Source organism: Methylobacterium sp. 275MFSha3.1 (genome assembly GCF_900108435.1).
Taxonomy (GTDB): Bacteria; Pseudomonadota; Alphaproteobacteria; order Rhizobiales; family Beijerinckiaceae; genus Methylobacterium.
On sequence record NZ_FNWP01000003.1, the window covers coordinates 220,114 to 246,019 of the forward strand.

Consider the following 25,906-nt stretch of genomic DNA (forward strand, 5'->3'; position numbering starts at 1 on the left):
AATCCGCGGTCGCGGCATCGCTCCGGTAACCACGTGCGCGTCGCCGACGGGTTATCCCGCGCGACGAATACGGATCGCCCAGTGTCCGTCTTGTCTCGAACGAGACGACACGGTGTCATCGTCGGCGATCGTGAGTAGGCCGATCGCGGAGTTACTGATGAAGACCTTGACGATTGCGGGCACGGCGCTCTGCGCGCTCATCCTGGCCGCGCCAAGTGCCGAGGCGGGCGGTTTCCGCGGCGGCGGTTTCCGCGGCGGCGGATTCCATGGTGGTGGATTCCACGGCGGCGGATTCCGGGGCGGTTACCGCGGCGGCTACGGCTACCGCGGCGGCTACGTGGCCCGCGGCTTCTACGGGCGCGGCTACGGTTACGGGTATCGTGGCGGCTACGGTCGGGCCCTCGGCTACGGGCTGGCCGGCGCAGGGATCGGCCTCGGGCTCGGGCTCGCCGCCGGCAGCGTCTACGGCGGCTACGGTTACGGCTACCCGGCCGCCTACGGCGGTTACGGCTACGGTTACGGCTATCCCGCTGCCTACGGTGGCTACGGCTACGGCGGGTGCTACGGCAGCTTCACCTGCGGCTGCGGCTGCTGACCAGAGGCGGACCCGCGCCGGGCCCTCAGGGCTCGGCGAGGGGCAGGCCCCGGCTGGGCAGCTCCCAATGGAGGTCCGGCGTCGTCGCGTAGAGCTTGCGGTGCGCCAGGACCGCGTAGGTGTCGGTCATGCCGGCGATGTAGTCGGCGACCCGGCGGGCGACCCGGGCCTCGGTGGCCCCGTCGAGACCGGCGCTCCACTCCTCCGGCATCCGGGCCGGCGCCGCGGTGAACGCGGCGAACAGGTCGTTGACGATGGCGTCGGCCTTCTTCCGCACGGCCACCACGCCGGGATGCCGATACATCCGCTCCCACAGGAAGCGCATGATCTCGGCGTCGGCCGCCGCGATCTCCGGCGAGAACACGATGACCGGCTGATCCGCGTTGCGGATGTCCTCGACGCGCTGCGGATCCAGGGCGGCGATGCGGCGGCCGCCCTCGCGGATGACGTCCTCGACGAAGCGGGTGATCACCCGGCGGGCGAGCTCGTGGATCATCCGCGACGGCTCCAGGCCCGGATGCAGCCGGTCGATCTCGTCGAGCAGCCCGGCCAGGAAGGGGACCGCCCGCAGCTCCGGGATCTCGAACAGGCCGGCGCGCAGCCCGTCGTCGAGGTCGTGGGCGGCGTAGGCGATGTCGTCCGCCAGCGAGGCGGCCTGGGCCTCGGGGCCGGCCTGGCTCCACAGGTCGAGGGGATTCAGCGCGTCGTATTCCAGGATCGCCGCCGGGATGCCGCGGGCGGCGTAGCGGGGCGTCGGGTGGCCGTCCGCGGTGAGCAGCGGACCGTTGTGCTTGACGAGGCCCTCCAGTGTCTCCCAGGCGAGGTTCAGCCCATCGAAGCCGGCGTAGCGCCGCTCCAGCCGGGTGACGATCCGCAGCGCCTGGGCGTTGTGGTCGAAGCCGCCGTGGCGCGCCATGCAGGCGTCGAGGGCGTCCTCGCCGGTATGGCCGAAGCAGGTGTGGCCGAGGTCGTGGCTGAGGGCCAGAGCTTCCGCGAGGTCCTCGTCGAGCCCGAGGGCGCGCGCGAGCGCCCGGCCGATCTGGCTCACCTCCAGCGTGTGGGTCAGGCGGGTGCGGTAATGGTCGCCCTCGTGATGCACGAAGACCTGCGTCTTGTGCTTCAGCCGCCGGAACGCCGTCGAGTGGATGATCCGGTCCCGGTCGCGCTGGAAGTCGCTGCGGGTCGGCGAGCCGGCCTCCGGGATCAGGCGGCCCCGGGTGCGGGCCGGGTCGGTGGCGTAGGGCGCGCGCCAGCGCTCACCGTTCGGTCGCACGGCATCCGCTCTGTGACTCACGCACCCTGCTCATGACGGCTCCCCGCCCGGCGCGTTGCGGCGCGGGCTTGCGGCTCATATCTTGTGGGTCGAGGCGCCCTCGGCAACGGGCCAGGCGCGCCGTCCACCGAACGAATGCGTGGCCAGAGACCGATGGCTGAGATCACCCTGACCGCCCGCGCGGCCAAGCGCATCAACGAGATCATGGTGGCGGAGCCGGCGGGCTCGTCGCTGCGGATCAGCGTCAACGGTGGCGGCTGCTCGGGCTTCTCCTACGCCTTCGACATCACCCGCGCCCGCGAGGCGCAGGACGTCGCGATCGAGCGCGACGGCGCCACCGTGATCGTCGATCCGGTCTCGCTTGAGTACATGAGCGGCTCGACCATCGATTTCGTGAACGACCTGATCGGGCAGTCCTTCAAGATCGAGAACCCGCTCGCCACCGCCTCCTGCGGCTGCGGCACCTCCTTCTCGTTGTAGCGCCCGGCCCGGCGCCGCCGCGCCGTTGCGTCCGTACGACACCTTTCCCGGCTCGATCGCCCGGGCCGGCGCGCGCGATTGCCTCGCCCGGCAAAACACGGCACGGCTAGGGCATCCCCGCGAGAGCCCTGGTCCGGACGCTGCCATGAACCACCCGAAGGCCCGTCTCCGCCTCCGGTCGGCCTGGGCGGCGGCCGTCACGCTGGCCCTTCTCGGCCTCGCGCCCGCGCCGCTCGCCGCGCAGGAGGGCGCCGCCGCCGTCCAGGACGTGACGGTCAACGACGTAGTGATCCCGCTGGGCGGCACGCTGCTGAAGGCCCCGAAGCTGACGGCCAGCGGCACCCGCCTCTCCAAGGAGGATCTCGCGGCGATCCTGCGCCCGGATTCCAACGTGCCCTGGGAGCAGCGCCTCGCCCGGCTCGACGCCGGCAGCCTGACCGTCCCGGTCCTCGTCTCCGAGAACGCGGGTCCCGGCGAGAACCGGCAGACCGTCACCTACCGCGATGTGGTCGCCCGCGACATCCGGGCCGGCCGCGTCGGCGAGCTGACGGCGGCCGGCGCGACGGTCAGCTCCGTCGCGGGCCCGAACCGCGGGTCCGGGACCTACGGTCAGGTGCGCGCCACGGACCTGGATCTCGCCGCGCTCAGCCGGCTCTACACGGTGCCCGGCGACGGCAAGGGACCGGTCCAGCGCGTCTACGGCACCATCCAGGTCTCGGACGTCACCTACTCGGACGCGCGCGGCACCACCGTGAAGATCGCCCGCCTCGACGGCCGCGATCTCGGCGGCCGGCAGGTCCCGGACGGCTGGAGCGGCGCCTTCGCCATCGTGGCGAACGGCTTCGACGGCGCCAGCGACCGCCGCCCCCTGGCCGCGGCCGCCGCCGATCTCATCGACGCCACCTCGGTCGGCAGCCTGGAGATACAGGGCCTGAGCGTCAGCGACACCGATCCGAAGGGGCCGGTGCTGTTCGAGATCGGCCGGGCCGCCTACACCTCCTCGGGCTCCGACGGCGGCACCACCCTGGACAACCTGTCGATGACCCGCGGCGCGCTGCGGATCCATGTCGGCCGCGTGGCCGCGCTGGGGACCTCCCTGGCGCCGACCGTCGCGACCCTCCAGGGCATCGCCGCCGAGCCGACGGGCGGCGCCGGATTCTCCGACGTCGAGATGCGTCGCCTGACGCCGAAGCTCGGCACGCTCACCCTCACCGACCTGTCGATCGACCTGCCGCCCGAGGCGGAGGCCGAGCGGGCGGCCCCCCGCGACGTCCGGCCCCCGGCCCGCGGCACCCTGCCCGAGCCGGGCCGGTCGGCGCGGACACCCGAGCCCAGGCCGGCCGACAGGACCGCGGATCCCCTGGCGGTCACGGTGTCGCCGCGGCCGTTCCCCCGCGTCGCGCTGCGCGAGGCGGCCCTGGCCTTCGGCCCGCTGACCGACGGCGTGCCCAGCGCGACCCGCATCAGCCTCACCGGCCTGAGCCTGCCCGCCGACCTGCTCGCGGGCGCGCCGCTCCTCGGCCTGCTGCCGGCCTACGGCTACCGGGACCTCGACCTCGACCTCGTGGCCGACGCGAGCCTGGACGAGAAGGCCCGCGACCTCGCCCTGCGCGAGGTCACGATCTCCGGGCGGGACATCGGCACCGTCCGCCTGTCCGGCACGCTCGGAGGCATCGGGCCCGAACTGTTCTCCGGCACCCTGCCGGCGGCGACCATGGTGATGTTCTCGGGCAGCGCCAAGACCCTGAACCTTACGGTCGAGAATGCCGGCCTGTTCGAGCGCTTCCTGGCCGCGCAGTCGAAGGATCTCAGCCTCAAGCCGGACGAGCTGCGCAAGGAATACGTCACCGCCAGCCTGCTCGGCGTGCCGATCATCCTGGGCAACAGCGCGGCCGCCAAGGGGATCGGCGCCGCCATGGGCCAGTTCGTGATGAAACCCGGCAAGCTCGTGGTGCACGCCAAGTCCAAGGAGCCGGCGGGGATCGGCTTCATCGACCTGGGCGCGGCGCGCTCACCGGCCGCCGTCCTCGACCGGCTCGAGGTCGAGGCGAAGGCGAACTGAGGGGCGCCGCGATCGGCCGAGGCCATGGCCCGGCTCCGAAGGCGACGCCCGCATATCTGGAAGGGCCGCCCATGCTCGCCGTCCGCCTCTCGAAGGCCGCCCTCGTCGGCGCCCTGGCCCTGACCTGCACGCTGGTCGTGTACGGCAACGTCACGGAGCCGGCTGTGAACCTCGCCTTCGTGCAGCACGTGCTGTCGATGGACACGATCCTGCCGGATTCGGGCATCGCCGACCGCGCGATCACCGATCCGACACTGCAGCGCGGCGCCTTCGCGATGATCGTCGCCGGGGAGGCTGTCACGGCGCTCCTGCTCTGGATCGGCGTCGCGCTGATGCTCGCGCGGCTGCGGGCCCCGCGCGGCGACTTCGACCGGGCCAAGACCTGGGCGATCGCCGGCCTGAGCGTCGGCTTCCTGGTCTGGCAGGCGGGCTTCCTGGGCATCGGCGCCGAGTGGTTCGGCATGTGGATGTCGAAGGTCTGGAACGGCCAGCAATCCGCCTTCCGCTTCGCCATGACGGTCCTCGGCGTGATGATCTACGTCGCCCTGCCCGAGGCCGAGGATCCGGAGGCGGGCCGCAGAGGCTGAGATCGCGCGGCCAGCGCTGCCCCGACGCGGGGGCTGTCGTGCCGACCGCGTTCTCGGAGTTCGCCGCACCGCCACCCGGAACGATCGGGAATCGCGATCAGTTCGTTCCATAAATTCTGTTGGATTGAACGCTTGGCGAGAGGGATGGTGGCTCCCTGTTCCGGAGCCGAGCCGTGTCGCGCAGGACCAACCCTCTTTCGATCGCGTGCCGCATCCGCGGTTCCGTAGCCAGGCTTGGCTCCCTCCTCGCGGTCAGCCTCGGAGCCGTCGGCCCGAGGTGGTCGAGGTCGCGATCGTCGGCCGGGTCCTGGACCTGCACCCTCGCTCGCCGCGCCCACCGCCGTCAGCCTCCACCTGATCCGCCTTCTCGGCATCGCGTGATGCCCGGGCCCGGTTCGAGGAGCGTCAGGAGAGAGATCGGACCGCGGAACCGCGATCTGCAAACCGCAGAGCAACGGTCATCGAGTTACCCCACGCCGTTGAGGAGACATTGCCGTGAGCCAATCCGCCCTTCCCCGCCGTGCCGTGCTGGCCGGCCTCGGCCTCGGAGGCCTCGCTGCGGCCGCCCCGGCTTGGGCCGCCGGCACGGTCAGACTCCCCCTGCCCGGCGGTCCCGACCAGCGCGCGGTCACGACCGCCTTCCCCGGGAAGGGCGCGATGATCCTGCAGCGCACCCGGCCGCCACTGCTGGAGACACCCTTCGCGGTGTTCGACCAGGGCGTGTTCACCCCCAACGACCGCTTCTACGTGCGCTGGCACTGGGCCGAGATCCCGACCGCGATCGACGTGCCGTCCTTCCGTCTGACAGTGCGCGGCCACGTCGAGACGGCCCTGTCGCTGTCCCTCGACGCACTCGCCGGCATGCCGCGATTCGAGATCGCGGCGGTCAACCAGTGCTCGGGCAATTCGCGGGGCCTGTTCGTGCCGCGGGTCCCCGGCGCGCAGTGGGCCAACGGCGCGATGGGGAACGCCCTCTGGACCGGCGTGCGCCTGAAGGACGTGCTCGACCGCGCGGGCGTGAGGGCCGGGGCCGTACAGGTGCGCTTCGCCGGCCTCGACGAGCCGGTCGTGAGCGACGCGCCGCACTTCCGGAAATCCCTCGCCCTTGACCATGCCCGCGACGGCGAGGTGATGATCGCCTACGCGATGAATGGCGCGCAGTTGCCGCTGCTGAACGGCTTCCCGCTGCGCCTCGTCGTTCCGGGCCGGTACTCGACCTACTGGGTCAAGATGCTGTCGGACATCGAGGTTCTGGACAGGCCCGACGATCAGTACTGGATGGAGACGGCCTACCGCATCCCGGACGTGCCGGGAGCCAACGTCCGGCCCGGCCAGACCGGCTTCAAGACGGTGCCGATCGACCGCATGGTGCCGCGCGCCTTCGTGACGAACCTGCAGGACGGCGCCCGGGTCGCGGCCGGCGCGCCGGTGGCCGTGCGCGGCATCGCCTTCGGGGGCGATTGCGGGGTCAGGTCTGTGGAGATCTCGACCGACGGCGGCGCGTCTTGGGCGCCGACGCGGCTCGGGGCCGACGCGGGCGCCTACAGTTTCCGCCGCTTCGACGTCGGCTTGCCGGCCCTCGCGACCGGCACCCGCGCCGTCAAGGTCCGCTGCACCAACACGAACGGACTCGCGCAGCCGATGGACCCCGTCTGGAACGGCGCGGGCTTCATGCAGAACGGCGTCGAAACCGTGACGCTCCAGGTCGCCTGAGGAGGAGTTTCATGTCCCTGACGCCAATAGCGCGCTGCCTGGCCGCGCTCGCCCTGATCCCCGTCTCCGCGGCCGCCGCGCCGGAGCCGATGCGCTTCACGTCGCAGCAGGTCGAATGGCCCACGTCCGATCAGGTCTTCCCGGCGGGACCGGGCGCCGAGGCGATCAGCAACACCTGCCTCGCCTGTCACTCGGCCGGGATGATCCTCACGCAGCCCGCCCTGTCGAAGGCGCAGTGGAGCGGGATCGTCGACAAGATGATTCACAGCTACAAGGCCAGCGTGGATCCCGCCGACCGGCAGGCCATCATCGACTATCTCGCCGCGCTGAAGCCGCGGCCCTGACTGCGCCGCTCACGGCGCCCCGTCTCGGATCAGGCCGAGCAGGGCGTCCGCGGCGCGGCTCCTGTACCGCTCCCTATGGCGCAGCATCCGGAAGGTCCGTGCCGGCAACGGGAACGGCGGCGCGACGAGCGCGCCGGCGGCCAGCTTGCTCGCCACGACCGCCTCCGACAGGACGCTCGCACCGGCCCCGGCCTCGATCGCGGCGAGCACGGCCTCGTTGGAGGGCAGCTCGAGCGACACCGCCACATCCGCGAGCGCCAGCCCCGCCACCGCGAGCGCCGCCTCGAAGTCGGAGCGCGTTCCGGAACCCGCCTCGCGCAGCACCCACGGGTGGCCCGCGAGATCGGCGGCCGTCAGGGTCTCCCGGGCCGAGAAGGGGTGGCCGGCCGGCACGACGAGCACGAGCCGATCCTGCGCGACCGCCGCGCTCGCCAGGACCGGATCCTCGACCTCGCCCTCGACGAAGCCGAGTTCGGCCGAACCATCGGCGACCGCCCGCGCCACCTCCGCGGTGTTGCCCACGGCGAGCCGGATCGTGATGTCCGGATGGGCGGCCCGGAACGCGACGAGATGGCGGGGCAGCCAGTGGCTGGCGATGGTCTGGCTCGCGTGAACGCGCAGGCTTCCCCGCCGCAGGCCGCTCAGGTCGGCCAAGACCCGCTCGGCCGCCTCGGCGCGGGCGAGGACCGCGCGGGCCTCTTCGAGGAAGATGCGACCGGCATCGGTCAGCTCGATCCCGCGGCCGACCCGGTGGAACAGCTTCACCGCGTGGCGCTCTTCCAGCCCGGACACCGCGGCGCTGACTGCGGACTGCACGATGTTCAAGGCCTCGGCCGCGCGGGTGACGTGCTGACGCTCGGCGACCGCCACGAAGATGCGCAACTGATCGAGGGTCATCGACGGGCTCTGCGACCGCGAGGGACGATCCAGGCTACCACGCCTTCGCGCCGCGCCCTGTCGTGAGCGCGAGCGCCGTCGCGGCCAGCGCCAAGGGCGCGAAGGACACCCAGAGAACCGTGTCCCAGCCGTAGCTCGTCAGCAGGCCCCCCGACGAGAACGAACCGACCGCCACCATTCCGAACACGATGAAGTCGTTGATCGACTGCACCCGCGTCCGCTCCTCCGGGCGATGACAGTCCAGCACCATCGCGGAGGCGCCGACGAAGCCGAAGTTCCATCCGACGCCGAGGAGGATGAGGGACAGCCAGAAATGCCCGACGTCCGCGCCCGCGAGTCCGACGAGCGCGGCTGCACCCGTCAAGGTGAGGCCGGTCGCAACCACGCGGGACGCGCCGAAGCGCGTGATCAGCCGCCCGGTGAAGAAGCTCGGGCCGTACATGGCGATGACGTGCCACTGCAGGCCCAGATTGGCATCCTCCTGCGCGTGGCCGCACAGGCGCATGGCCAGCGGGGCGGCCGTCATGACGAAGTTCATCAGGAGGTAGGACACGGCCCCGCAGATCACCGCGATCACGAAGCGCGGCTGCGCGAGGATGACGGCCAGCGGTCGCCCGCCCGAGACTGACCCGGCGGCCGGCCGCGGCAGGCGAACGCCCGCCAGGATCAGGGCGGCCGCGGCGGCGACGGCGGCCTGGGCCAGGAAGGTGGCGGCGAACAGGTAGGGTGGCCACAGGTTCATGGTGTGGGTGACGAGCTGCGGCCCGATCACCCCGCCGAAGACGCCGCCGGCCATGACGGCCGACAGCGCCCGTGGGCGGCGCTCGGCCGGAACGCAGTCCGCGGCGGCGAAGCGGAACGAGAAGACCACGGCCGCGTAGGCGCCCCCGAGGAACATCGCCGCGCAGAACAGCCAGAAACTGGCCGCGACGATCGCCCAGGCCGAGAGCAGGCCGACGAGCACGCCGCACCCGGTGCCGACCATGAAGGCGGTGCGGCGCCCGTGGCGCCTGGCGATGCTGCCGGTCGGAAGGGCGCAGGCGGCCATCCCGACCACGAAGATCGAGATCGGCAATGTGGCCAGGACCTTGCTGGGCGCGAGCATGTTGCCGACGACCGCGCCCGTCGCGAACACGACGGTCGAGTTCGCGCCGGCGAGGGCCTGCGCGACGGCTAGCCTGACCACGTTGCCGGTGCTCGACCGGTCGGCGACGGGCGCGCGGTCGATGGCCGAGGGGGAGGTGCGGGACATCGGGACGCTCTGGATTCGATAGAGGTGCGCGGCCGGCCGTACCGGCGTTCGTCGCGGCGCGGGGCCGACCACGGTCTGAGCCGATTCGACGAGGGCACCGGTATAGCGGTGGCGTTCCCGTCCGTATCGCGACGCGATGACAAACCGTGCCGCCCGGTCCTTCGCCGCGACTCGCGTATCCGAGCCGAACGGCGCCCGCTCGCCGCAAGATCGCCCACCGTGCGGCAGCGATCCCGAGCGGTCGCGCCTGCCGCGGCTCTTCCGCCCTGTAGGCTTTCGCCCCGCTGCCCGACACGGCCTCCGCCGCGTCGCTGAAGGTGCCGCGTTCCAGCACCTCCCGCGCCGCGCGCGCGAGACCGCCGAGGGCCGCCCGCGCGAACGACCCGCCGACGCTGATCCGCACCTCTTTCAAGCGACCCTACGCCGCTCGGATCCCGCGGGGAAATGGCCTGCCTGGCCGGGGATCATCCGAGGTTGAGATGGAGGGAGGTTCAACGATCCGTTCGGGAGGCGCGCTGAACGCAGTGGCCGATCTGGACCGATGGCATCGGCCGAACGGCCGGCGCGACACGCGTCACTGCGCGATGATCTCCGGATGCTGCGCGGCGAGGTTCGCCCGCGTCGCCTCGGCCCAGGCGCGGTCGCGTTCCCGGCGCGGCCGGTCGAGGCGGACGTCGGCGATGAGACTGGCCGGGCGCCGCGACACGAGGAGCAGCCGGTCTGCGATCCCGATCGCCTCGGCGACGTTGTGCGTCACCATCAGCACGCTCATGCCGGCCCGGTCCACCGTGTCCACCACGAGGCCGCGCAGCTCCGCGGCGGCGGCGTCGTCGAGGGACACGAACGGTTCGTCGAGGACGAGGACGCGCGGGCCGTCGGCCAGGGCGCGCGCCAGCGCCACGCGCCGCTGCATGCCCAGCGACAGGGCCTTCGGGTAGCGCGTCCGCCACGCCGTCAGGCCGAGCCGCGCGAACAGGTCGTCGAGATCGCGCCCGCGCCGTGCCCGGGGCAGGCCGAGGCGGACGTTGTGCTCGACGCTGCGCCAGGGCAGCAGCCGCGGCTCCTGGAACACGATGCCCGCCCGGTCCGCGCCGGAGACGCGGCCCTCGAACGCGGTGTCGAGGCCGAGCAGGATCCGCAGGGTGGTGGTCTTGCCGGCGCCCGACGGCCCGATCAGGCAGACGATCTCCCCGGCGCCGACACCGAAGGTCAGGTTCCGGACGGCCTCGACCGGCTCGGCCCGGGCGGGCCGGTACCATTTCGACGCGATCGCGACCTGGAGGACGGGCTCAGCGCCAGCGACGGACATAGGCCTCGAGCCGCTGGAGGAGGAGGACGTCGATGCCGATCATCACGGCCATGAAGACGAGGCTGTAGCCGATGATGGCCGCCACGTCGGTACTCTGGACGAAGTAGTAGTTGATCGCGAAGCCGACCCCGTCCGGGCGCCCGAGCAGCTCCACGACCAGCACGATCTTCCAGGCGAGCGAGAGGCCCGACCGCGCCGCCGTGACCATGTAGGGCTGGAGCTGCGGGATCAGGATGTCGCGGGCCCAGCTGCGCCGGTCGAGACGGTAGGCGCGGGCCATCTCGTCGAGCCCGGGATCGAGATTCCGCGCGCCCTCGCGCACGATCACCGCGACGTTCGGCAGCTTGTTGAGCACCACCGCCAGGATCGCGGCGGTCTCGGTGAGGCCGACCCAGACATAGGCCAGGACCGTGATCACCAGGGCGGGCGTGTTCAGGAGGACGAGCAGCGGCGTGTCGAGGGTGAGGTCGGCGGCCTTGGACCGTCCGAGCGCGACGCCGAGGAGGACGCCGAGGACCATCGCCACGGTGAAGGAGATCGCCACGCGGAGCAGCGTCATGCCCACGTTGTGCGCGAGGTCGCCGCGCTCCGCCTCCTGAACGATGAAGCGCAGCACCGCGAGGGGCGCCGGCAGCAGGCGCGAGCCCGCCTCCATCGCGGCGAACTGCCAGGCGGCGAGCAGCACGGCCAGGGACGCGATACGGGTCAGCGCGCCCATGCGGTCCCGATGATCCTGATAGTCTTGACGGTCGACACGCGCGCCCGCCGGGCGGCCGCCTCAACCATTGCGGCCGGTGTAGTAGAGGTCCGGCGGGAGCGCGTTGCCCTTTCCGACGAGGCGGGCGCCGCCGAGCCGCGCCATCACCGCGTAGAGCTTCTCGGCGTCGGCGCGCTCCTCCGCGATGGAGCGGCGCGGAATGCCGGCCAGGAAATCGTGCTTCAGGGCCTCGAAGGTCGCCTCGTCCTCCGCCGCCATCAGCGGGCGCACGATCTCCCACGTGCTCGGGTCGGAGGCGAGCATGTCCTTGGCGGCCCGCGAGGCCCGGGCGAAGGCCGCCACGGCCGCGGGCTTCTCCTTCACGGTGGCGTCCTGGAACAGGTAGCCGATCAGCGCCACGTCGCCCGGAACCCCCAGGGCGTGCATGATGTCCTCGGCCCCGACCAGCTGCCGATAGCCCTTGGCCTTGAGGCGGGCGCAGTAGGTCCAGTAGGTCAACGCCGCGTCGAGGGCGCCCTGCTCCAGCTTCAGCGTGATCAGCGGCGGGGCGCCGTAGGCGATCTCGGCGGCCTGCTCGAGGTCGATGCCGGCCGCGTCCTTGGCCTGTGCCCGGAGGAGGAGCCAGTTCTTGTCCAGGGGGCCGCCCGCCACCCCGAGGCGCTTGCCCGCGAGATCCTTGAGGTTCTTCACCGGGCTGCCGCCCGGCACCATCACGCCGCCCTCGGAGGTCGAGTACGGGATGAAGCGGACCGCCTGGCCGTCGTTGCCGAGGCGGGCAGCCCAGAGCAGGTCGCCGATGATCGTGTCGACCTGCCCGCCGATGAAGCTGATCCGGGCCGCGTCGTTGCCGGCGAGCTTGACCGCGTCCAGCTCGAAACCGTTGGCCGTGTCGAGTTCGCGGGCCTTGATCACCGCCGCCTCCCAGGTGGACGTGCCGAAGGGCAGGCTGCCGAGGCGGATCGTCGGCACGTCGGCGCGCGCCGCCCGCAGGCCGAGGCCACCGAGCAGGCCCCCGGCGAGCATCGCGCGCCGTGACAGCATCACGCCTTCTCCCATCGTATTGCGCAGTCTTCAGCGGCGGCAGACTGGAGTGCCGATCGAGCCGGACGCCATTGCCAAAAGGTCATAGGGCTCACACCGGTTTCCGTCCACCGCGGCAAACACGCTTGCGCGCAACCGGCCGCGGCGGCACCCTCGGCCGCGACGGTTTCATCGGAGATGGATCATGAGCGAGCGACGCGAGGGCGCACTGGACGACGCGACCGTGGAGGCGCGGCTGAAGGCCGAGCTGCCCGCATGGCGCCTGGAAGACGGGTGGATCCGGCGCACCTACAAGACATCCGGCTGGAAGAGCACACTGATGGTGATCAACACCGTCGGGCACCTGGCCGAGGCGGCCTGGCACCATCCCGACATCACGGCGTCCTACGCCTGGGTCGAGGTCCGGCTGATGAACCACGCGGCCAAGGGCATCACCGACAAGGATTTCGCCCTCGCCCGGAAGATCGAGGAGGTCGTCTCCTGGCAGCCGGGCCTCGAGGGACAGGGGCTCGAGGGCACCCCGACCGATCCGCGCTTCGCCTACATCAAGTACGAGAAGTAGCGGTCGCCGCGTGCGTCACCGCGGCTCCTTCACTCGGCGGCACTCGGTCTTCAGGTAGGCGGTCTTGCCGATCTCTTCGCGCAGCTCGGTGCGGGCGATGATCTCCTGCCAGCCGGTGGCGCAGCCGAGTTCGTTGGCGACCCGGACCTTGCGGACTTCGAGCGCCTGGGCGTCCGTGCAGGAATCCTGGGCGATCCCGTTGGCGCAGACCAGGACGACGGCGATGAAGGCGTTCATGGGCAAGACGGTCCTCGGTTCCGTCGCACCCTACGCGCGGGAGTACCGCCGGGTTTCCGGCGGTGTGGCCCCGCTCGCGTGAAATATCGTCACGGTCGGCCCGCCCTGAGGGGGCGGAGGGGCGGGCCGACCGTTTCTCGCAGCGCCCGCGGGCGCCGCGATCGCGTGAGCCGGCCGATCAGCCGGCGTGGGCCGCCGGCGCGCCGCCCGTCTCCGGGCGGATACGGTAGCAGCCGACGTAGAGCGCGGGCAGGAACAGGAGCGTCAGGAAGGTCGCCGCCAGGATCCCGCCGATCATCGCGAAGGCCATCGGCCCCCAGAACACCTCCCGGGCGATGGGGATCAGGCCCAGGCTCGCCGCGGCGGCGGTCAGGAGGATCGGCCGCATGCGGTGGTGGGTCGCCTCGAAGACCGCCTGCCAGGGCGCCATCCCCTCGGCCCGGAACTCCTCGATCTGGCTCACCAGGATCACCGCGTTGCGGATGATGATCCCGATGAGCGCCAGGATGCCCAGGATGGCGACGAAGCCCATCGGCTTGTCGAACAGGAGCAGCGCCGGCACCACGCCGATCAGGCCGAGCGGTGCCACGGTGAAGACGAGGAGCATCCGGCCGAAGCTCTGGAGCTGCATCATCAGCAGGAACGCCATGGCCAGCAGCATGACCGGGACCACGGCCGCGATCGGGCCCTGGCCCTTGGCGGATTCCTCGACGGCGCCGCCGGTCTGGACCGTGTAGCCCTCCGGGAGCGCCTTGATGAAGGCGTCGAGACCGGGCTGCAGGGCGGCCACGATGGTGGCCGGCTGGGTCGCGTCGTGGATCGTGGCGCGCACCGTCACGGTCGGGAGGCGGTCCCGGCGCCAGACGATCGGCTGCTCGAGATCGTAGCCGATCCGCGCGAAGGCGAGCACCGGCACCACCGTGCCGTTGGCGAGACCGACCTGCAGCGACTGCAGGGTGTCCAGCGACGACCGCTCGGCGGCGCGGGCGCGGCCGACGACGTTGACGAGGTAGATCGAGTCCCGGACCTGCGTGATCGCCTGCCCGCCCTCGATCCCGTTCAGGATGCCGGCGACGTCCTGGCTGGTCACGCCGAGCTGGCGCGCCTTGTCCTGGAGGATCTCGACGCGCAGGACCTTGCCGGGCTCGTTCCAGTCGAAGGTCGGCACGTCGAGGCGCTTGTCGGCCGCCACCACGTTGGCGAGGTCGAGCGACAGGCGGCGCACCGTCTCCATGTTCGGGCCGCTGAGGCGGTACTGCACCGGCCGACCCACGGGCGGCCCGAGGCTCAGGGGCTGCACCAGCACGTCGGTGCCGACGAAGTCGCGCAGGCCGATCGTCTGCAGGCGCGCCATCACGCGGTCGCGCACCTCCAGCGACTTCGTGACGATGACGATCTGGCCGAAGAAGGCGTTGGCGAGCTGCTGATCGAGCGGGAGGTAGAAGCGCACCGCGCCCTCGCCGACGTAGGACGACCAACTCGTCACGTCCGGATCGTCCTTCAGGTTCGCCTCGAACCGGTCCATCTGCGCCCGGGTCTCGGCGATGGTGGCGTTCTGCGGAAGGGTCAGGTCCACCAGCACCTCGGACCGGTCCGAGGACGGGAAGAACTGCTGCTGCACGTGCCCCATCCCGACGATGGCCGCCGCCATCAACCCGAGGCAGACAACCACCGTCGTCCAGTGCCAGCGCATGGCGAGCCGCAGCGCCCAGACGAACAGGCGCGTGAAGATCCCCTCCTTCTCCGTGTGGTGCTTCATGGTCTTCGGCAGGAGCGTGACGCCGACGAGCGGCGCGAACAGGACCGCCACGACCCAGGAGACCAGCAGCGAGGCCGCGATCACAACGAACAGCGAGTAGGTGTACTCGCCGGCGCCGGAGCCGTTGAAGCCGATCGGCAGGAAACCCGCCACCGTCACGAGCGTCCCGGTCAGCATCGGGAACGCCGTCGACGTGTACGCGAAGGTGGCGGCCTTCCGCAGCGTGTCGCCCCGCTCCAGGCGGGCCACCATCATCTCGACGGTGATCATGGCGTCGTCGACGAGGAGGCCGAGCGCGATGATCAGCGCGCCGAGGGAGATGCGCTGGAGCGTGACGTCCATGATCTGCATGACGACGAAGACGATCGCCAGCACGAGCGGGATCGACACGGAGACGACGAGGCCGGCCCGGACGCCGAGGCTCACGAAGCTCACGCCCAGCACGATGATGACGGCCTCGACCAGCGCCTGGGTGAAGCCGCCGACCGCGTGCTCGACCTGCTTGGGCTGGTCCGACACGAGATGGACGCCGACACCGAGCGGCAGGGTGGCCTCGATGGCGCGCATGCGCTCCTTCAGCGCCTCTCCGAAATGCAGCAGGTTGGCGCCCGGACGCATCGCGATGGCGAGGCCGATCGCGGGCTTGCCGTCCACCCGGAACAGCGGTGCGGGCGGATCCTCGTAGCCGCGGCTGATCTCGGCGATGTCGGCGAGGCGGAAGAAACGGTCATTGACCCGCAGGTTGAAGTCCTGGAGCGAGGCCTCGGAGGCGAAGGAGCCGCTGACCCGCAGCGAGATGCGCTCCGGCCCGGCCTGCACCACGCCGGAGGCCGAGACCGCGTTCTGCGCCTGCAGGGCCTTGATCAGGGCCTGGAAATCGATGCCGTAGCCGGCGAGCTTCCGGGTGGAGAAGTCGAGGTAGATCGTCTCGTCCTGCGTGCCGATCAGCTGGGTCTTGCCGATATTGGGCACCCGCAGGACCTCGGTGCGGATGCCCTCGACGTAGTCGCGCAGCTGCCGGTGCGTCAGGCCGTCGGCCGTGAACGCGTAGATATTGCCGTAGACGTCGCCGAACTCGTCGTTGAAGAACGGACCCTGCACGCCCTCCGGGAACTGACCCTTGATGTCCCCGAGCCGCTTGCGGACCTGGTAGAAGGCCGGCTGGATCTCGTTCTTCTTGAGCGTGTCGCGGAACTGGACGAAGACTGTCGACGATCCGGGCGTCGTGTAGCTGCGGACGAAGTCGAGGCCGTTGAGCTGCTGGAGCTCCTTCTCGACCCGGTCGGTGACCTGATCGAGGGTGTCCTTGATGGTCGCGCCCGGCCACGTGGTCTGCACCACCATGGTCTTGATGGTGAAGGGCGGATCCTCCTCACGGCCGAGGCGGGTGTAGGCCATCAGGCCCGCGATCAGCGAGACCAGCATGAGGAACCAGACGAACGAGCGGTGCCCGAGCGCCCAGTCGGAAAGGTTGAAGTCCTTCACGCGAAAACCCCGTGCGGCCGGATCAGACGGCGCCGTCGGTCAGGCGCACGGCCTGGCCTTCCTTGATGACGTGGACGCCCGCGACCACGACGCGCTCGCCGGCCTTCAGGCCGGCGACGACCGCGACGCGGCCGTCCTCGGCGTTGTCCCGCGCCGCCACGGTGACGTCGCGGCGCGCTACCGACTTCCCGTCGGGCGAGACGACCCAGACCGAGCGGCGGTCACCGTCCTCGAGCAGCGCCGAGGCGGGCAGAAGGGCGGTGGGCGCGACCTTGCGCATGAGCGACACGTTGATGGTCGCGCCGAGCCGGAAGGCCGGGCCGGGATCGTCCAGGGTGATCCGGATGCGCTTGGACCGCGTCCCCGACTCGGCGAGGGGCGCGATCTCGCGGACGCGCCCGCGCGCCGTCAGCTCCGGCGCGCTCTGGAGCGCGACGGTGAACACGCCGTCCGACGGCAGAGCCCCGACATGGGCCTCGGGAATGTCGACCACCGCCTCGCGGACGTCGGGCCGCGCCACGGTCACGACGCCCTGGCCGGCGCTGAGCACTTGGCCGACCTCGGCGAGGCGCTGGGTCACGACACCGTCGAACTCGGCCTTCAGCTCAGTGTAGCCCATCTGGTCGCGGGCCTTCTGGAGGCTCGCCATCGCCTGATCCACCCGGGCCCGGGCGGTCTCGCGCTTGGCGACAGCCTGATCGAGCGTCGCCTGGGAGACGGCGTTGCCAATCATCAGGCGCCGGGTCCGCGACTCCGCGGCCTCGGCGTTCTCGGCCTGCGCCTTCGCGTCGGCTAGGTCGGCCTCGGCGCGGGTCAGGTCGAAACGGGTCACGATGGTGTCGAGGGCCGCGAGGCGCTGGCCGCGGGTGACGAGGTCGCCGATCGTCACGTCCCGCGCGACCATGCGCCCGGGGATCTGGAAGCCGAGCTGCGCCTGGTAGCGCGGCTCGATCGTGCCGGCGAACGGCCCGAACGTGACGGTGTCGCTCGGTACGACAACCTGCGTCAGCACCGGACGGACCGGGGCCGCCGCGGCCTCGCCCCCCTCCTCGCCGTGACCGTTGCACCCGGCCAGTGCCGTCGCGAGGAGGCCCAGGACGAGATACGCGCGCGCCGTCATGGGCGGTCTCCGATCTCGGCGGCCGCGACCGTCTGGCCGGGACGCAGGAACTGGATGCCGGCGACGACCACGCGCTCGCCCGGCTCGACGCCGCGCTTCAGCGCGATGATATCGGGGCCGAAGCGATCGATCTCCACCGCGCGGACCGAGACGGTCTTCCGGTCCGGATCGTAGACCCACACCGAGGGCTTCCCGTCGTAGCGGTAGAGCGCCGACCAGGGCAGGATCACCGATTCGTGCGGCGCGAAGCGCCCGCGGCCGATCACGACGGCGCCGAGCCCCATGGCGGCGGGCGTCGACTTAAGGCCGATCTTGACCCGCACCGTGCCGCTGGCGGCATCCACGGTGGGAGAAATCTCCCGCACGGTCCCGACCGCGGTGACGGACGGGTCCGACTGCAGCGCCACCGCGACGGTGTCGCCGGCCGGCGGCTGGGCCAGCAGCGATTCGTAGACGTTGAAGACCGCGTCGCGGGGCCCGTCCTGCGCGACGACCAGCACGGTCTGGCCCGACTGGACCACTTGGCCGACCTCGAAGCTGCGGCTCGTCACCACGCCGGACACGCCCGCGCGCAGCTCGGTATAGGAGAACTGCTCCTGCGCGGTTCCCAGCGCCGCCTTGGCCGAGTCGACCGCCGCCTGCGTGGTGCGCAGCTCCTGCTCGGCGTTGTCGTAGGTCGAGCGGGTCGTGAAGCCGCCGGCCAGGAGCTGCTTCTGGCGCTCGTACGACATCTTCGCCTGCGTCAGCAGCGCCTCGGCCGAAGCCAGGGCGGCCTTGGCGTTGTCGAGATTCGCCTGCTGCGTCAGGGGTTCGAGGACGGCGAGAACCTGATTGGCCGTGACGTGGTCGCCGACCTCGACGCGCCGCTCGGCGACCTTCCCGTTCGTCCGGAACGAGACGTTGACCTGCGCCTGGGCCTGGACATCGCCGGTCACCACCACGTCGAGCGCCATCGGTGTGCGACGCGCCTGCACGACCCGCACGCGCGCCACGGCGGAGTCGAGCGCCGTCTCGGGCGCGGCCTGGGCGCACCCGATCGACGCGAGCGCGGTTAACATCAGCAGCGCGGATGCCGATGGAAGGAAGGCGATGCGGTTCATGCGATCGACCGTGTCGGCGCGACTCGTGCGAATTGCGTGGCGCGTTCCTACGCCATCCGTTACATACCGTCCAGACGGTTTTTAGTGCAGGTCCGTGATGCAGGCGAAGCGACAGCGACTGGCGGCGCGCCCCGAGATCATCCTGGAGGCGGCCGCGGCCGTTCTCCTGAAGGGAGGCGTCCGCGGGCTGACCATCGACGCGGTCGCGGCCGAGGCCGGGCTGAGCAAAGGCGGCGTCCTGCACCATTACGCGTCGAAGGACGCCCTGGTGGGCGCGCTGGTCGCCCGCAAGCTCGCGGACGTGCGCGCGGAGATCGACGCCTGCGCGCGGGAGATACCGGCCGGCCCGTCGCAGCTTCCCAGGGCGATGGTGGCGCATATCCGCGGGCACTACTGCGACGACAACGAAGCGGCGCGCGCACTCCTGCTGGCATCGATGGAGTCACCGGAGGCGCAGAAAGACTTCCAGGCGTTCGTCGCGGATCAGCTGGACCAGCTCGGACGGATCGAGGGCGCTCCCCCGGGCGAGGGCTCCGTCCTGTACTTCGCCATCCTCGGTCTGTTCATGAGCCGGGCGCTGGGCTTCCAGCAACTCGACGAGGACGCCCTGGCGCCGATGCTCGAGGCCCTCGACCGCATCGCCGGGCGAGCCGGCGGCTAGATCCGGACGCTCAGGCCTGGAACGCGAGGACGGCGCGCGTCCCGGCGCTTCGGGGGGCGTACGACAGGGCCGAGCGCAGGTTCGACGCCATGGCGCGCACGATGCGCGACCCGAGACCGGTGCCGCGGACCTCGCCCTCCCCGGTCCAGCCGATACCGTCATCCTCGACGGCGAGCAGCACGGTGTCGGCGGCGTCCCGCTCGACCGCGACGCGGATCTCGCCCGACGTGCCGACCGGGTAGGCGTACTTGTAGGCGTTGGTCACGAGTTCGGTCACGACCACGCCGACCGACACGGCCTTGTCGGTCGAGAGCCGCACCGGCGCGGCACGAAGGCGGATCGCGTGGTCGCGCCCGCTCGCCCGCATGGCGGCCTGCAACTCCTCGACCAGGCTCTGCAGGTAGGCGTCGAGCTCGACGGATTCGACGTCGTCGGACGTGTAGAGGCGGCGGTGGATGCCGGCGATCGCCGAGATCCGGGCCTGCATCTCGTCGAGCGCCGCCTTGGCGGCCGGGTCTGTGACGGCGTTGCGCTGCATGTGCGCCAGGGCGGCGACGAGGGCCAGGGAGTTGGCCACGCGGTGGTTGACCTCGCGCAGCAGCAGCTCGGCGCGGTCGCGCGCCTCGCGCATCTCGGCCTCGGCCCGCTCCTTGTCGCGCCGCAGGCTCTCCTGCCGGAGGGCGGTGGCGACGGCCTCGCCGAGCAGCTCGCGGAACTGACCCTGGACGTCCTTCCAGACGTAGTCCACCGCTCCGGCCTTCAGGGCCGCCACGGCGACGCGGCTGTCCTCGGAGCCGGTCACGTAGATGACCGGCGGCGCCTCGGGCAGCGCGCGGATCTCGGGCAGCAGGTCCAGGCCCGTCTGTCCCGGCATGTGGTGGTCGAGGGCGACGGCGTCGATCCCGCCCTGGGCGAGCCGCGCCAGCCCCGCCGCGCCGTCGGGACAGAGCTCGACCGCGTAGCCGCGCGCCTCGAGGGCGCGCCGGACCAGGCGGCCGAGGCCGGGATCGTCGTCGATGTAGAGGATGCGTGCCGCCGCGGCGGTGCCGTCCCCGCTGGCACGCCGAGCAGTCATGGGTTCTGCGGAACCTGCATGACCGAGAAGAACAGCCCGAGCTGGCGGATCGCGTTCGCGAAGCCGTCGTAGCTCACCGGCTTGGTGATGTAGACGTTGGCCCCGAGGTCGTAGCAGCGCTGGATCTCGCGGCTGTCGTCCGTCGTGGTCAGGACCACCACCGGGGACCGACGCGTGTGCGGGTTCGCCTTCACCTTCTCGAGGATGTCGAGGCCGGTCATGTCCGGCAGGTTGAGGTCGAGCAGGATCAGCAGGTGCCGTCGGGCGCTCGCCTCGCCGGAGCCGTCCGGTCCGAGCAGATAGTCCAGCGCCGAAGTGCCGTTGCGGAACGGCACGATGTCGTTGTTGACGCCGGCGCGTCGGATGTTGCGCTCGATCAGGCGCGCATGGCCCTCGTCATCCTCGATCATCACGATGCTGACGGGGTGCACGGGCCGCTCCACGCTCATTAGGCGGCGATGGGCGCCGGTTCGGGGTCGATCCGGACCGCTGTAGCTGTCCCGTGCGGCAAGGTCACGTCGAACGTCGTGCCCACACCGAGTTCTGAACGGATCTCGATCCGGCCACCGAACGAGCGCACCAGCGCCTTCACGTGGGCGAGACCGATCCCCTCGCCCGGGCGGTCCTGGGCGCCCGATCGGCGGAAGAGTTCGAAGACGCGGGCATGGTCCCGCGCGGCGATCCCCCGGCCGTTGTCGGCGACGGAGAAGCAGACGCCGCGTTCGCCCACGGCCTTGGCCGTGACGGTGATCCGTCCGGGCCGGCTCGGGTCGAGGTACTTCACGGCGTTGTCCAGCAGGTTGCCGAAGACCTGCTCGATCGCGAGCCGGTCGGCGACGATCTCGGGCAGGTCGCGGGCGATCGTCACCGTGGCCCCGACCGCCTCCGCCTGATGCCGCTGGGCATCGGCCACGCCGCGGAGCACGCTCGTCATGTCGAGGGCCTCGGGCGAGAATTGTCGCCGGCCCTCTCGCGAGAGCTTGAGGATGGCGGCGATCAGCCCCTCCATCCGGTTCACCGCCGCCTTGATGAAGCCGAGCGCCTCGCCGAAATCGGCGTCGAGCCGCTCTGCAGCCGGGTGATCCCGGAGAGCCGCGGCGACCTCGGTCCGGGTCGCCTCCAGCTCGCTCGTGAATCCCATCACGTTGACCAGCGGCGCGCGCAGGTCGTGGCTGACGATGTAGGCGTAGCGCTGGATCTCCTCGTTGGACTCGCGCAGGTCGGCTTCGGCCTGACGCTGCTCGGTGATGTCCGTGTGGACGCCGACCCACTCGCGGATCTCGCCGCGCGCGTCGAGGACTGGGATGGCGCGGATCGCGAAGTGTCGCCACGTCCCGTCGCGGACCCGGACCCGGTGCTCGTGGACGTAGGTGCGCCGCGCCCGGACGGTCGCGTTCCACGTCTTGACGGAGGCCTCCATGTCGTCGGGATGGACCGCGTCGGCCCAGCCGTAGCCCTGATACTCCGCCCGCGTCTGACCGGTGATCGCGCTCCAGCCCGGCTGCTCGCCGAGCATCCGGCCCGTCGCATCGTTGGTCCAGAGCACGCCGCGCACGGCCTGCACGGCGGCCCGGAACCGCGCCTCGCTCGCCTGGAGCTCGCGCTGCACGCGCTGCTGGTCCAGCGACGAGGCGAGCATCGCCAGGAACAGGATGAGGAACGTGGCACCGGCGACGTAGAGGGCGAGGTTCTGCTGAGCCGCGGCACCGGTCACCGCGTGGGCGGCGTGTGCGCTGCCCGCCTCGGCGGTGATCGTCGCCGCCGCCATGCCGGTGTAGTGCATGCCCGCCACCGCGAGGCCCATCACGCAGGCCGCGACGAGCTTCTGCCAGACGCCGTGTTGCCGGAAGGAGAGCCACAGGGCGGCGGTCGCAGCGGTCACGGCGATCGCCACCGAGAGCGCGATGATCGCCGGGCTATAGGCGAGGTCGCCGGGGATCCGCAGCGCCGCCATGCCGGTGTAGTGCATGCCGGCAACGCCCAGGCCCATCAGCGGGCCGGCGACGAGAAGGCTGCCGGTCCCCTCGCCGACGCGCGCAACCCACAGGAAGGCGGCGCCGGTCGCCGCGACGGCGATCGCGAGGGACAGGAGCGTGAGCCCGGTATCGTAGGCGGCCGGCAGGCACATCTCGAAGGCCAGCATGCCGATGAAGTGCATCGACCAGATGCCCCCGCCCATGGCGAGGGCGGCGCCGGCGATCCACGGCCAGCGCGGTCCCGAGACGGGCCCACGGATCCGCGCGCCCAGGTCCAGCGCGGTGTAGGACGCGAAGACCGCGAGGCCGATCGACAGGGCGACCAGCGCCGGATTGTAGCCAGTATGGACCATCGACTGCGATCGACGCGTGAAGGAACCTCCTCGCGATGTATCCCGGCTCATCCGTCGGCGCTATCGCGATTCCGAGACGCATGAAGCTCCCGAACATCGAGCCGCGTCGGCGAGCACCGAGACCGGTGCCGGGACCAGAACGGATCGGCCACCGCGATCGGCATCCCGGTGCGCACCACACAGGCTCAGGCAAGCAGGGTCAGCGATGATCCTCCGCGACCCCGGTCAGACGAGACCGGCAGACAGGATGCGCGCCAGAGGCTGGATGACGGGGACGCTGTCATCCCGGCCGGAATGCCTCGGTGGACAGGCGCGTATCGCCGCCGCCGCGCGGCCGAGCCACGTCGAAAAAAAACGCGTTCGTCACACAGCGACGGTCTCTCCCGGCGGTCGCGCGCGTTCTAGGTTCTGTCGATCGCTCAACGCGAATGCAGGTTCATGAACGGACACGCCGCGGCACGATTTCCGGACGACCTGCGCGAAGCCCTGGCGCAGGCTCTGTACGATTGCGAGCGGACGGACGGGGAGGATCGCGCCGCCTGGACCGACACGGACCTTGAGGCCCGCCACCCGGGCCTGCGCGAGCGCTATCGCCGATCCGCCGACGCCCTGGCGGCCGGTCCGCTCGCGGACCTGATGGCCGCCCGCCATGCCGACGAGGAGGAGCTGCGGGTGCTGCGCCGGCAACGGATGTCGCCCGAGCGCGAGCGGGAGCTGCTTGAAGCGAATAACCGCCTCGTCGCCCGCGCCGAGGCCGCCGAGACGGCGCGGCACACCGCGGAGGAAGCGCTCGCGACGCTGCGCCGCGAGCGGGATGTCGCGCGGGAAGCCGAGGCGTTCTGGCAGCAATTCGCCTTCGACGCCGACGATCTCGCGACCCGGCGCCTCATCGAGCAGACCGACGCCCGCGCCGAGGCCGAGCGGCGGGCGATCGAGGAGCGGTGCCGACGGGAACGCGCGGAGGCGGCGCTGCGCCTATTCGCCGACCGGGCCGATGTCATGCCCAAGGAGGGATGGGCGTCGGAACTGGCGAAGGCCAATCGCGACATCCCGCTCTGGTGGTTCCACGCGGCCCGCGTCGCCCTCGAGCTGCCGGACCTGTCCCGACCGACCGAGGGCGGCGAGGCCTGAACGCCTCAGGCCGCCGCGGGCTGCTTCGCGGGCGTGTCGCGGAACAGAGCCGTACAGCCGGAGCCGCGATGCATGCTCAGGATCGACGCGCGGTCGATCTCCGGGTGCGTCTTGAGCACTTTCTGAACGCAGGCGAGCACCCGCTCGTACTGCGCGGCGTCGTAATTCGGTTCGAGCGGGCTGACGGCGATGTAGGTCTCGACCACCAGGACGCGCTCGGCGCGGTCGTGGGCGACGTCGACGGCGATCCAGGACGACTTGATCAGGCTGGTGCTGGCGAGCATGGGCGTTCCTCGTGCAGCGTTACATCGTTTCACCCACGGCCGCGACGCGTTTTTCATCCCGCGGCTGGGGCAATTTTGGCGAAATCATGGACCGCCTGTCGGCGAATGCCAAGGGGTCGCCGCCCCGGACCCCATGCACGCTGTGCAGCGTGTTGAGCGCGAGCCCGCACCGGCTTACGGTCGGCCATCGGCCGGTGCCGGAGGTGTCCACAATAGGCACTCGCATCCGGCAAATGGCATGTGGTATACAAATTGGCGGACTCGTCACCCCGGGTCCGCGTGACGGTGTCGCGATACGACGGGACCGCGCTGTGGGAGGGAGAACAGACATGATCCGTTCGAGGATGGAAGGCCTCTGCTCCTCAGTCGCGGCACGCGCGACACGGGCCCGTGCAGGCATCGAACCGATATCCCGCGCGGCCTGAGCCGCCCTCCGACATCCCCAAATCGACTCCAGCTCCGAGACCGATCATGACCAAGGCCCTCGAAGGCGTCCGCATCCTGGACTTCACCCACGTTCAATCCGGCCCGACCTGTACGCAGCTCCTGGCTTGGTTCGGCGCCGACGTCATCAAGGTCGAGCGGCCGGGCGCGGGGGACGCCACGCGTCAGCAGCTTCAGGACATCCCGGACGTGGACAGCCTCTATTTCACGATGCTGAACCACAACAAGCGGTCGATCACGCTCGACTCGAAGAACCCGAAGGGCAAAGAGGTTCTCTGGCGGCTGATCAAGGAATGCGACGTCCTGGTCGAGAATTTCGCGCCCGGCGCCCTCGCCCGCATGGGCCTGACCTGGGAGAAGATCCACGAGGTCAACCCGCGGATGATCCTGGCCTCCGTGAAGGGCTTCGGTCCGGGCCGCTACGAGGATTGCAAGGTCTACGAGAACGTCGCGCAGTGCGCCGGCGGCTCCGCGTCGACGACGGGCTTCCGCGACGGAATCCCGATGGTGACGGGCGCGCAGATCGGCGATTCCGGCACCGGCCTGCACCTCGCCCTCGGCATCGTCACGGCGCTCTACCACCGGACCCAGAGCGGCCTCGGCCAGAAGGTCGACTGTGCCATGCAGGACGGCGTGCTCAACCTCTGCCGGGTCAAGCTGCGCGACCAGCAGCGTCTCGCGCACGGGCCTCTCAGGGAGTACAGCCAGTTCGGTGAGGGCATCCCGTTCGGCGAGGCGACCCCGCGTGCGGGCAACGATTCCGGTGGCGGCCAGCCGGGCCGGATCCTGCGCTGCAAGGGCTGGGAGCAGGACCCGAACTCCTACATCTACGTCATCACCCAGGCCGCCGTCTGGGAGCCGATCTGCGACATCATCGGTGAGCCGGATTGGAAGACCGATCCGAACTACGCGACCCCGAAGGCCCGCCTGCCGCATCTCAACGAGATCTTCACGCGGATCGAGGCCTGGACGATGAAGGTGTCGAAGTTCGAGGTGATGGACACCCTGAATAAGTACGACATCCCCTGCGGCCCGATCCTGTCGATGAAGGAGATCGCCGAGGACGAGTCCCTGCGGAAGACCGGCACCATCGTGGAGGTCGATCACCCGACCCGCGGCAAGTATTTGACGGTCGGCAACCCCATCAAGCTGTCGGCGAGCCCGAGCGAGGTCACCCGCTCGCCGCTCCTCGGTGAGCACACCGACGAGATCCTGCGCTCCGTGCTCGGCTACTCCGAGGCCGAGGTCGGTGAGATCGCCGAGTCCGGCGCGATCGGCGCGGTCCAGAAGATCGCGGCGGAGTGATCGGTCTCCGGCGATCCTGGGGCGAGATCCCGGAGCGCCGATGTTACAATCCGGGGGCGTGCGTGAAGCGCGGCCCCGGATTCCGGGTGACGCCGTTCGACAGCCGGGGCACGGTCGCGCCGCCGAGCCCGCGTTCGGTTTGT

Annotated in this window: 24 protein-coding genes; 10 read left to right on the forward strand and 14 right to left on the reverse strand. The window is 71.0% G+C overall.

Features of this window, described 5'->3' with window-relative positions; translation table 11 throughout:
* The first annotated feature begins 157 nt into the window (after nt 1-157).
* Complete coding sequence (locus BLW78_RS04010) at nt 158-595, forward strand: hypothetical protein (protein ID WP_091676853.1); 438 nt, start codon at nt 158-160, stop codon at nt 593-595.
* Between the two features lie 25 nt (nt 596-620).
* Here the strand turns inward: BLW78_RS04010 and BLW78_RS04015 are convergent, their stop codons facing one another.
* A complete protein-coding gene (locus BLW78_RS04015) occupies nt 621-1,868 on the reverse strand; it encodes a deoxyguanosinetriphosphate triphosphohydrolase (protein ID WP_091676856.1) in 1,248 nt (415 codons plus the stop codon).
* A gap of 153 nt (nt 1,869-2,021) precedes the next feature.
* Between BLW78_RS04015 and BLW78_RS04020 the strand changes: the two genes are divergently transcribed.
* The 5 genes from BLW78_RS04020 to BLW78_RS04040 all read left to right on the forward strand — a co-directional run bounded on the left by BLW78_RS04020 (nt 2,022) and on the right by BLW78_RS04040 (nt 7,054).
* Entirely contained in the window at nt 2,022-2,348 is a 327-nt protein-coding gene (locus BLW78_RS04020) for a HesB/IscA family protein (protein WP_020092036.1), read from the forward strand.
* A gap of 145 nt (nt 2,349-2,493) precedes the next feature.
* Nucleotides 2,494-4,410 carry a hypothetical protein gene (locus BLW78_RS04025; RefSeq protein WP_091676859.1) on the forward strand — a complete coding sequence of 639 codons (1,917 nt, stop codon included), beginning with the start codon at nt 2,494-2,496 and terminating at the stop codon, nt 4,408-4,410.
* A 71-nt stretch (nt 4,411-4,481) separates the two neighbouring features.
* The gene (locus tag BLW78_RS04030) at nt 4,482-4,997 is read left to right on the forward strand and encodes a DUF2165 family protein (RefSeq protein WP_091676862.1); all 516 of its coding nucleotides are present in this window, start codon (nt 4,482-4,484) and stop codon (nt 4,995-4,997) included.
* Nucleotides 4,998-5,492: 495 nt separating this feature from the next.
* Nucleotides 5,493-6,710 (forward strand): molybdopterin-dependent oxidoreductase, encoded by a 1,218-nt coding sequence (locus BLW78_RS04035; RefSeq protein WP_091676865.1) that lies wholly within the window; start codon nt 5,493-5,495, stop codon nt 6,708-6,710.
* A gap of 11 nt (nt 6,711-6,721) precedes the next feature.
* Nucleotides 6,722-7,054: a sulfite:cytochrome C oxidoreductase subunit b precursor gene (locus BLW78_RS04040; RefSeq protein ID WP_091676868.1), complete on the forward strand. Its 333-nt coding sequence runs from the start codon at nt 6,722-6,724 to the stop codon at nt 7,052-7,054.
* A 9-nt stretch (nt 7,055-7,063) separates the two neighbouring features.
* On the opposite strand, the gene BLW78_RS04045 is transcribed toward BLW78_RS04040, so the two are convergent.
* The 5 genes from BLW78_RS04045 to BLW78_RS04065 form a co-directional block, all read right to left on the reverse strand.
* Nucleotides 7,064-7,951, reverse strand: a complete 888-nt coding sequence (locus tag BLW78_RS04045; RefSeq protein ID WP_091676871.1) for a LysR family transcriptional regulator — start codon at nt 7,949-7,951, stop codon at nt 7,064-7,066.
* A 34-nt stretch (nt 7,952-7,985) separates the two neighbouring features.
* Nucleotides 7,986-9,203 (reverse strand): MFS transporter, encoded by a 1,218-nt coding sequence (locus tag BLW78_RS04050; RefSeq protein ID WP_091676874.1) that lies wholly within the window; start codon nt 9,201-9,203, stop codon nt 7,986-7,988.
* Nucleotides 9,204-9,777: 574 nt separating this feature from the next.
* Complete coding sequence (locus tag BLW78_RS04055) at nt 9,778-10,512, reverse strand: ABC transporter ATP-binding protein (protein ID WP_091676877.1); 735 nt, start codon at nt 10,510-10,512, stop codon at nt 9,778-9,780.
* Nucleotides 10,493-11,230, reverse strand: a complete 738-nt coding sequence (locus BLW78_RS04060; RefSeq protein ID WP_056528723.1) for an ABC transporter permease — start codon at nt 11,228-11,230, stop codon at nt 10,493-10,495. Before BLW78_RS04060 ends, BLW78_RS04055 begins: the two co-directional genes overlap by 20 nt.
* A gap of 60 nt (nt 11,231-11,290) precedes the next feature.
* Complete coding sequence (locus BLW78_RS04065) at nt 11,291-12,271, reverse strand: ABC transporter substrate-binding protein (RefSeq protein ID WP_091676880.1); 981 nt, start codon at nt 12,269-12,271, stop codon at nt 11,291-11,293.
* Nucleotides 12,272-12,455: 184 nt separating this feature from the next.
* Here BLW78_RS04065 and BLW78_RS04070 point away from each other — a divergent pair, with 184 nt between their 5' ends.
* Nucleotides 12,456-12,833 carry a 4a-hydroxytetrahydrobiopterin dehydratase gene (locus tag BLW78_RS04070; protein ID WP_020092026.1) on the forward strand — a complete coding sequence of 126 codons (378 nt, stop codon included), beginning with the start codon at nt 12,456-12,458 and terminating at the stop codon, nt 12,831-12,833.
* Nucleotides 12,834-12,848: 15 nt separating this feature from the next.
* Here the strand turns inward: BLW78_RS04070 and BLW78_RS04075 are convergent, their stop codons facing one another.
* The 4 genes from BLW78_RS04075 to BLW78_RS04090 all read right to left on the reverse strand — a co-directional run bounded on the left by BLW78_RS04075 (nt 12,849) and on the right by BLW78_RS04090 (nt 18,492).
* Nucleotides 12,849-13,070 (reverse strand): hypothetical protein, encoded by a 222-nt coding sequence (locus BLW78_RS04075; RefSeq protein WP_012319732.1) that lies wholly within the window; start codon nt 13,068-13,070, stop codon nt 12,849-12,851.
* Nucleotides 13,071-13,248: 178 nt separating this feature from the next.
* Entirely contained in the window at nt 13,249-16,314 is a 3,066-nt protein-coding gene (locus BLW78_RS04080) for an efflux RND transporter permease subunit (RefSeq protein ID WP_020092024.1), read from the reverse strand.
* A gap of 22 nt (nt 16,315-16,336) precedes the next feature.
* Nucleotides 16,337-17,434 (reverse strand): efflux RND transporter periplasmic adaptor subunit, encoded by a 1,098-nt coding sequence (locus tag BLW78_RS04085; RefSeq protein WP_091676883.1) that lies wholly within the window; start codon nt 17,432-17,434, stop codon nt 16,337-16,339.
* The gene (locus BLW78_RS04090; protein WP_244526765.1) at nt 17,431-18,492 is read right to left on the reverse strand and encodes an efflux RND transporter periplasmic adaptor subunit; all 1,062 of its coding nucleotides are present in this window, start codon (nt 18,490-18,492) and stop codon (nt 17,431-17,433) included. The genes BLW78_RS04085 and BLW78_RS04090 overlap by 4 nt, the downstream gene beginning before the upstream one ends.
* A gap of 139 nt (nt 18,493-18,631) precedes the next feature.
* Here BLW78_RS04090 and BLW78_RS04095 point away from each other — a divergent pair, with 139 nt between their 5' ends.
* Nucleotides 18,632-19,195, forward strand: a complete 564-nt coding sequence (locus BLW78_RS04095; protein WP_020092021.1) for a TetR/AcrR family transcriptional regulator — start codon at nt 18,632-18,634, stop codon at nt 19,193-19,195.
* A gap of 10 nt (nt 19,196-19,205) precedes the next feature.
* Here the strand turns inward: BLW78_RS04095 and BLW78_RS04100 are convergent, their stop codons facing one another.
* From BLW78_RS04100 to BLW78_RS04110, 3 genes are read right to left on the reverse strand one after another with little or no spacing between them, the layout of a single operon-like run.
* The gene (locus BLW78_RS04100; protein WP_020092020.1) at nt 19,206-20,270 is read right to left on the reverse strand and encodes a sensor histidine kinase; all 1,065 of its coding nucleotides are present in this window, start codon (nt 20,268-20,270) and stop codon (nt 19,206-19,208) included.
* A complete protein-coding gene (locus BLW78_RS04105; RefSeq protein WP_020092019.1) occupies nt 20,267-20,719 on the reverse strand; it encodes a response regulator in 453 nt (150 codons plus the stop codon). The genes BLW78_RS04100 and BLW78_RS04105 overlap by 4 nt, the downstream gene beginning before the upstream one ends.
* The gene (locus tag BLW78_RS04110; RefSeq protein ID WP_091676888.1) at nt 20,719-22,599 is read right to left on the reverse strand and encodes an MHYT domain-containing protein; all 1,881 of its coding nucleotides are present in this window, start codon (nt 22,597-22,599) and stop codon (nt 20,719-20,721) included. The genes BLW78_RS04105 and BLW78_RS04110 overlap by 1 nt, the downstream gene beginning before the upstream one ends.
* A gap of 438 nt (nt 22,600-23,037) precedes the next feature.
* Here BLW78_RS04110 and BLW78_RS04115 point away from each other — a divergent pair, with 438 nt between their 5' ends.
* Nucleotides 23,038-23,730: a hypothetical protein gene (locus tag BLW78_RS04115; RefSeq protein ID WP_091676891.1), complete on the forward strand. Its 693-nt coding sequence runs from the start codon at nt 23,038-23,040 to the stop codon at nt 23,728-23,730.
* A gap of 5 nt (nt 23,731-23,735) precedes the next feature.
* Here BLW78_RS04115 and BLW78_RS04120 read toward each other — a convergent pair whose 3' ends face one another.
* The gene (locus tag BLW78_RS04120) at nt 23,736-24,014 is read right to left on the reverse strand and encodes a hypothetical protein (protein WP_012319741.1); all 279 of its coding nucleotides are present in this window, start codon (nt 24,012-24,014) and stop codon (nt 23,736-23,738) included.
* A gap of 471 nt (nt 24,015-24,485) precedes the next feature.
* Between BLW78_RS04120 and frc the strand changes: the two genes are divergently transcribed.
* Nucleotides 24,486-25,763: a formyl-CoA transferase gene (gene frc, locus BLW78_RS04125; protein WP_020092016.1), complete on the forward strand. Its 1,278-nt coding sequence runs from the start codon at nt 24,486-24,488 to the stop codon at nt 25,761-25,763.
* The last annotated feature ends 143 nt before the right edge of the window (nt 25,764-25,906 follow it).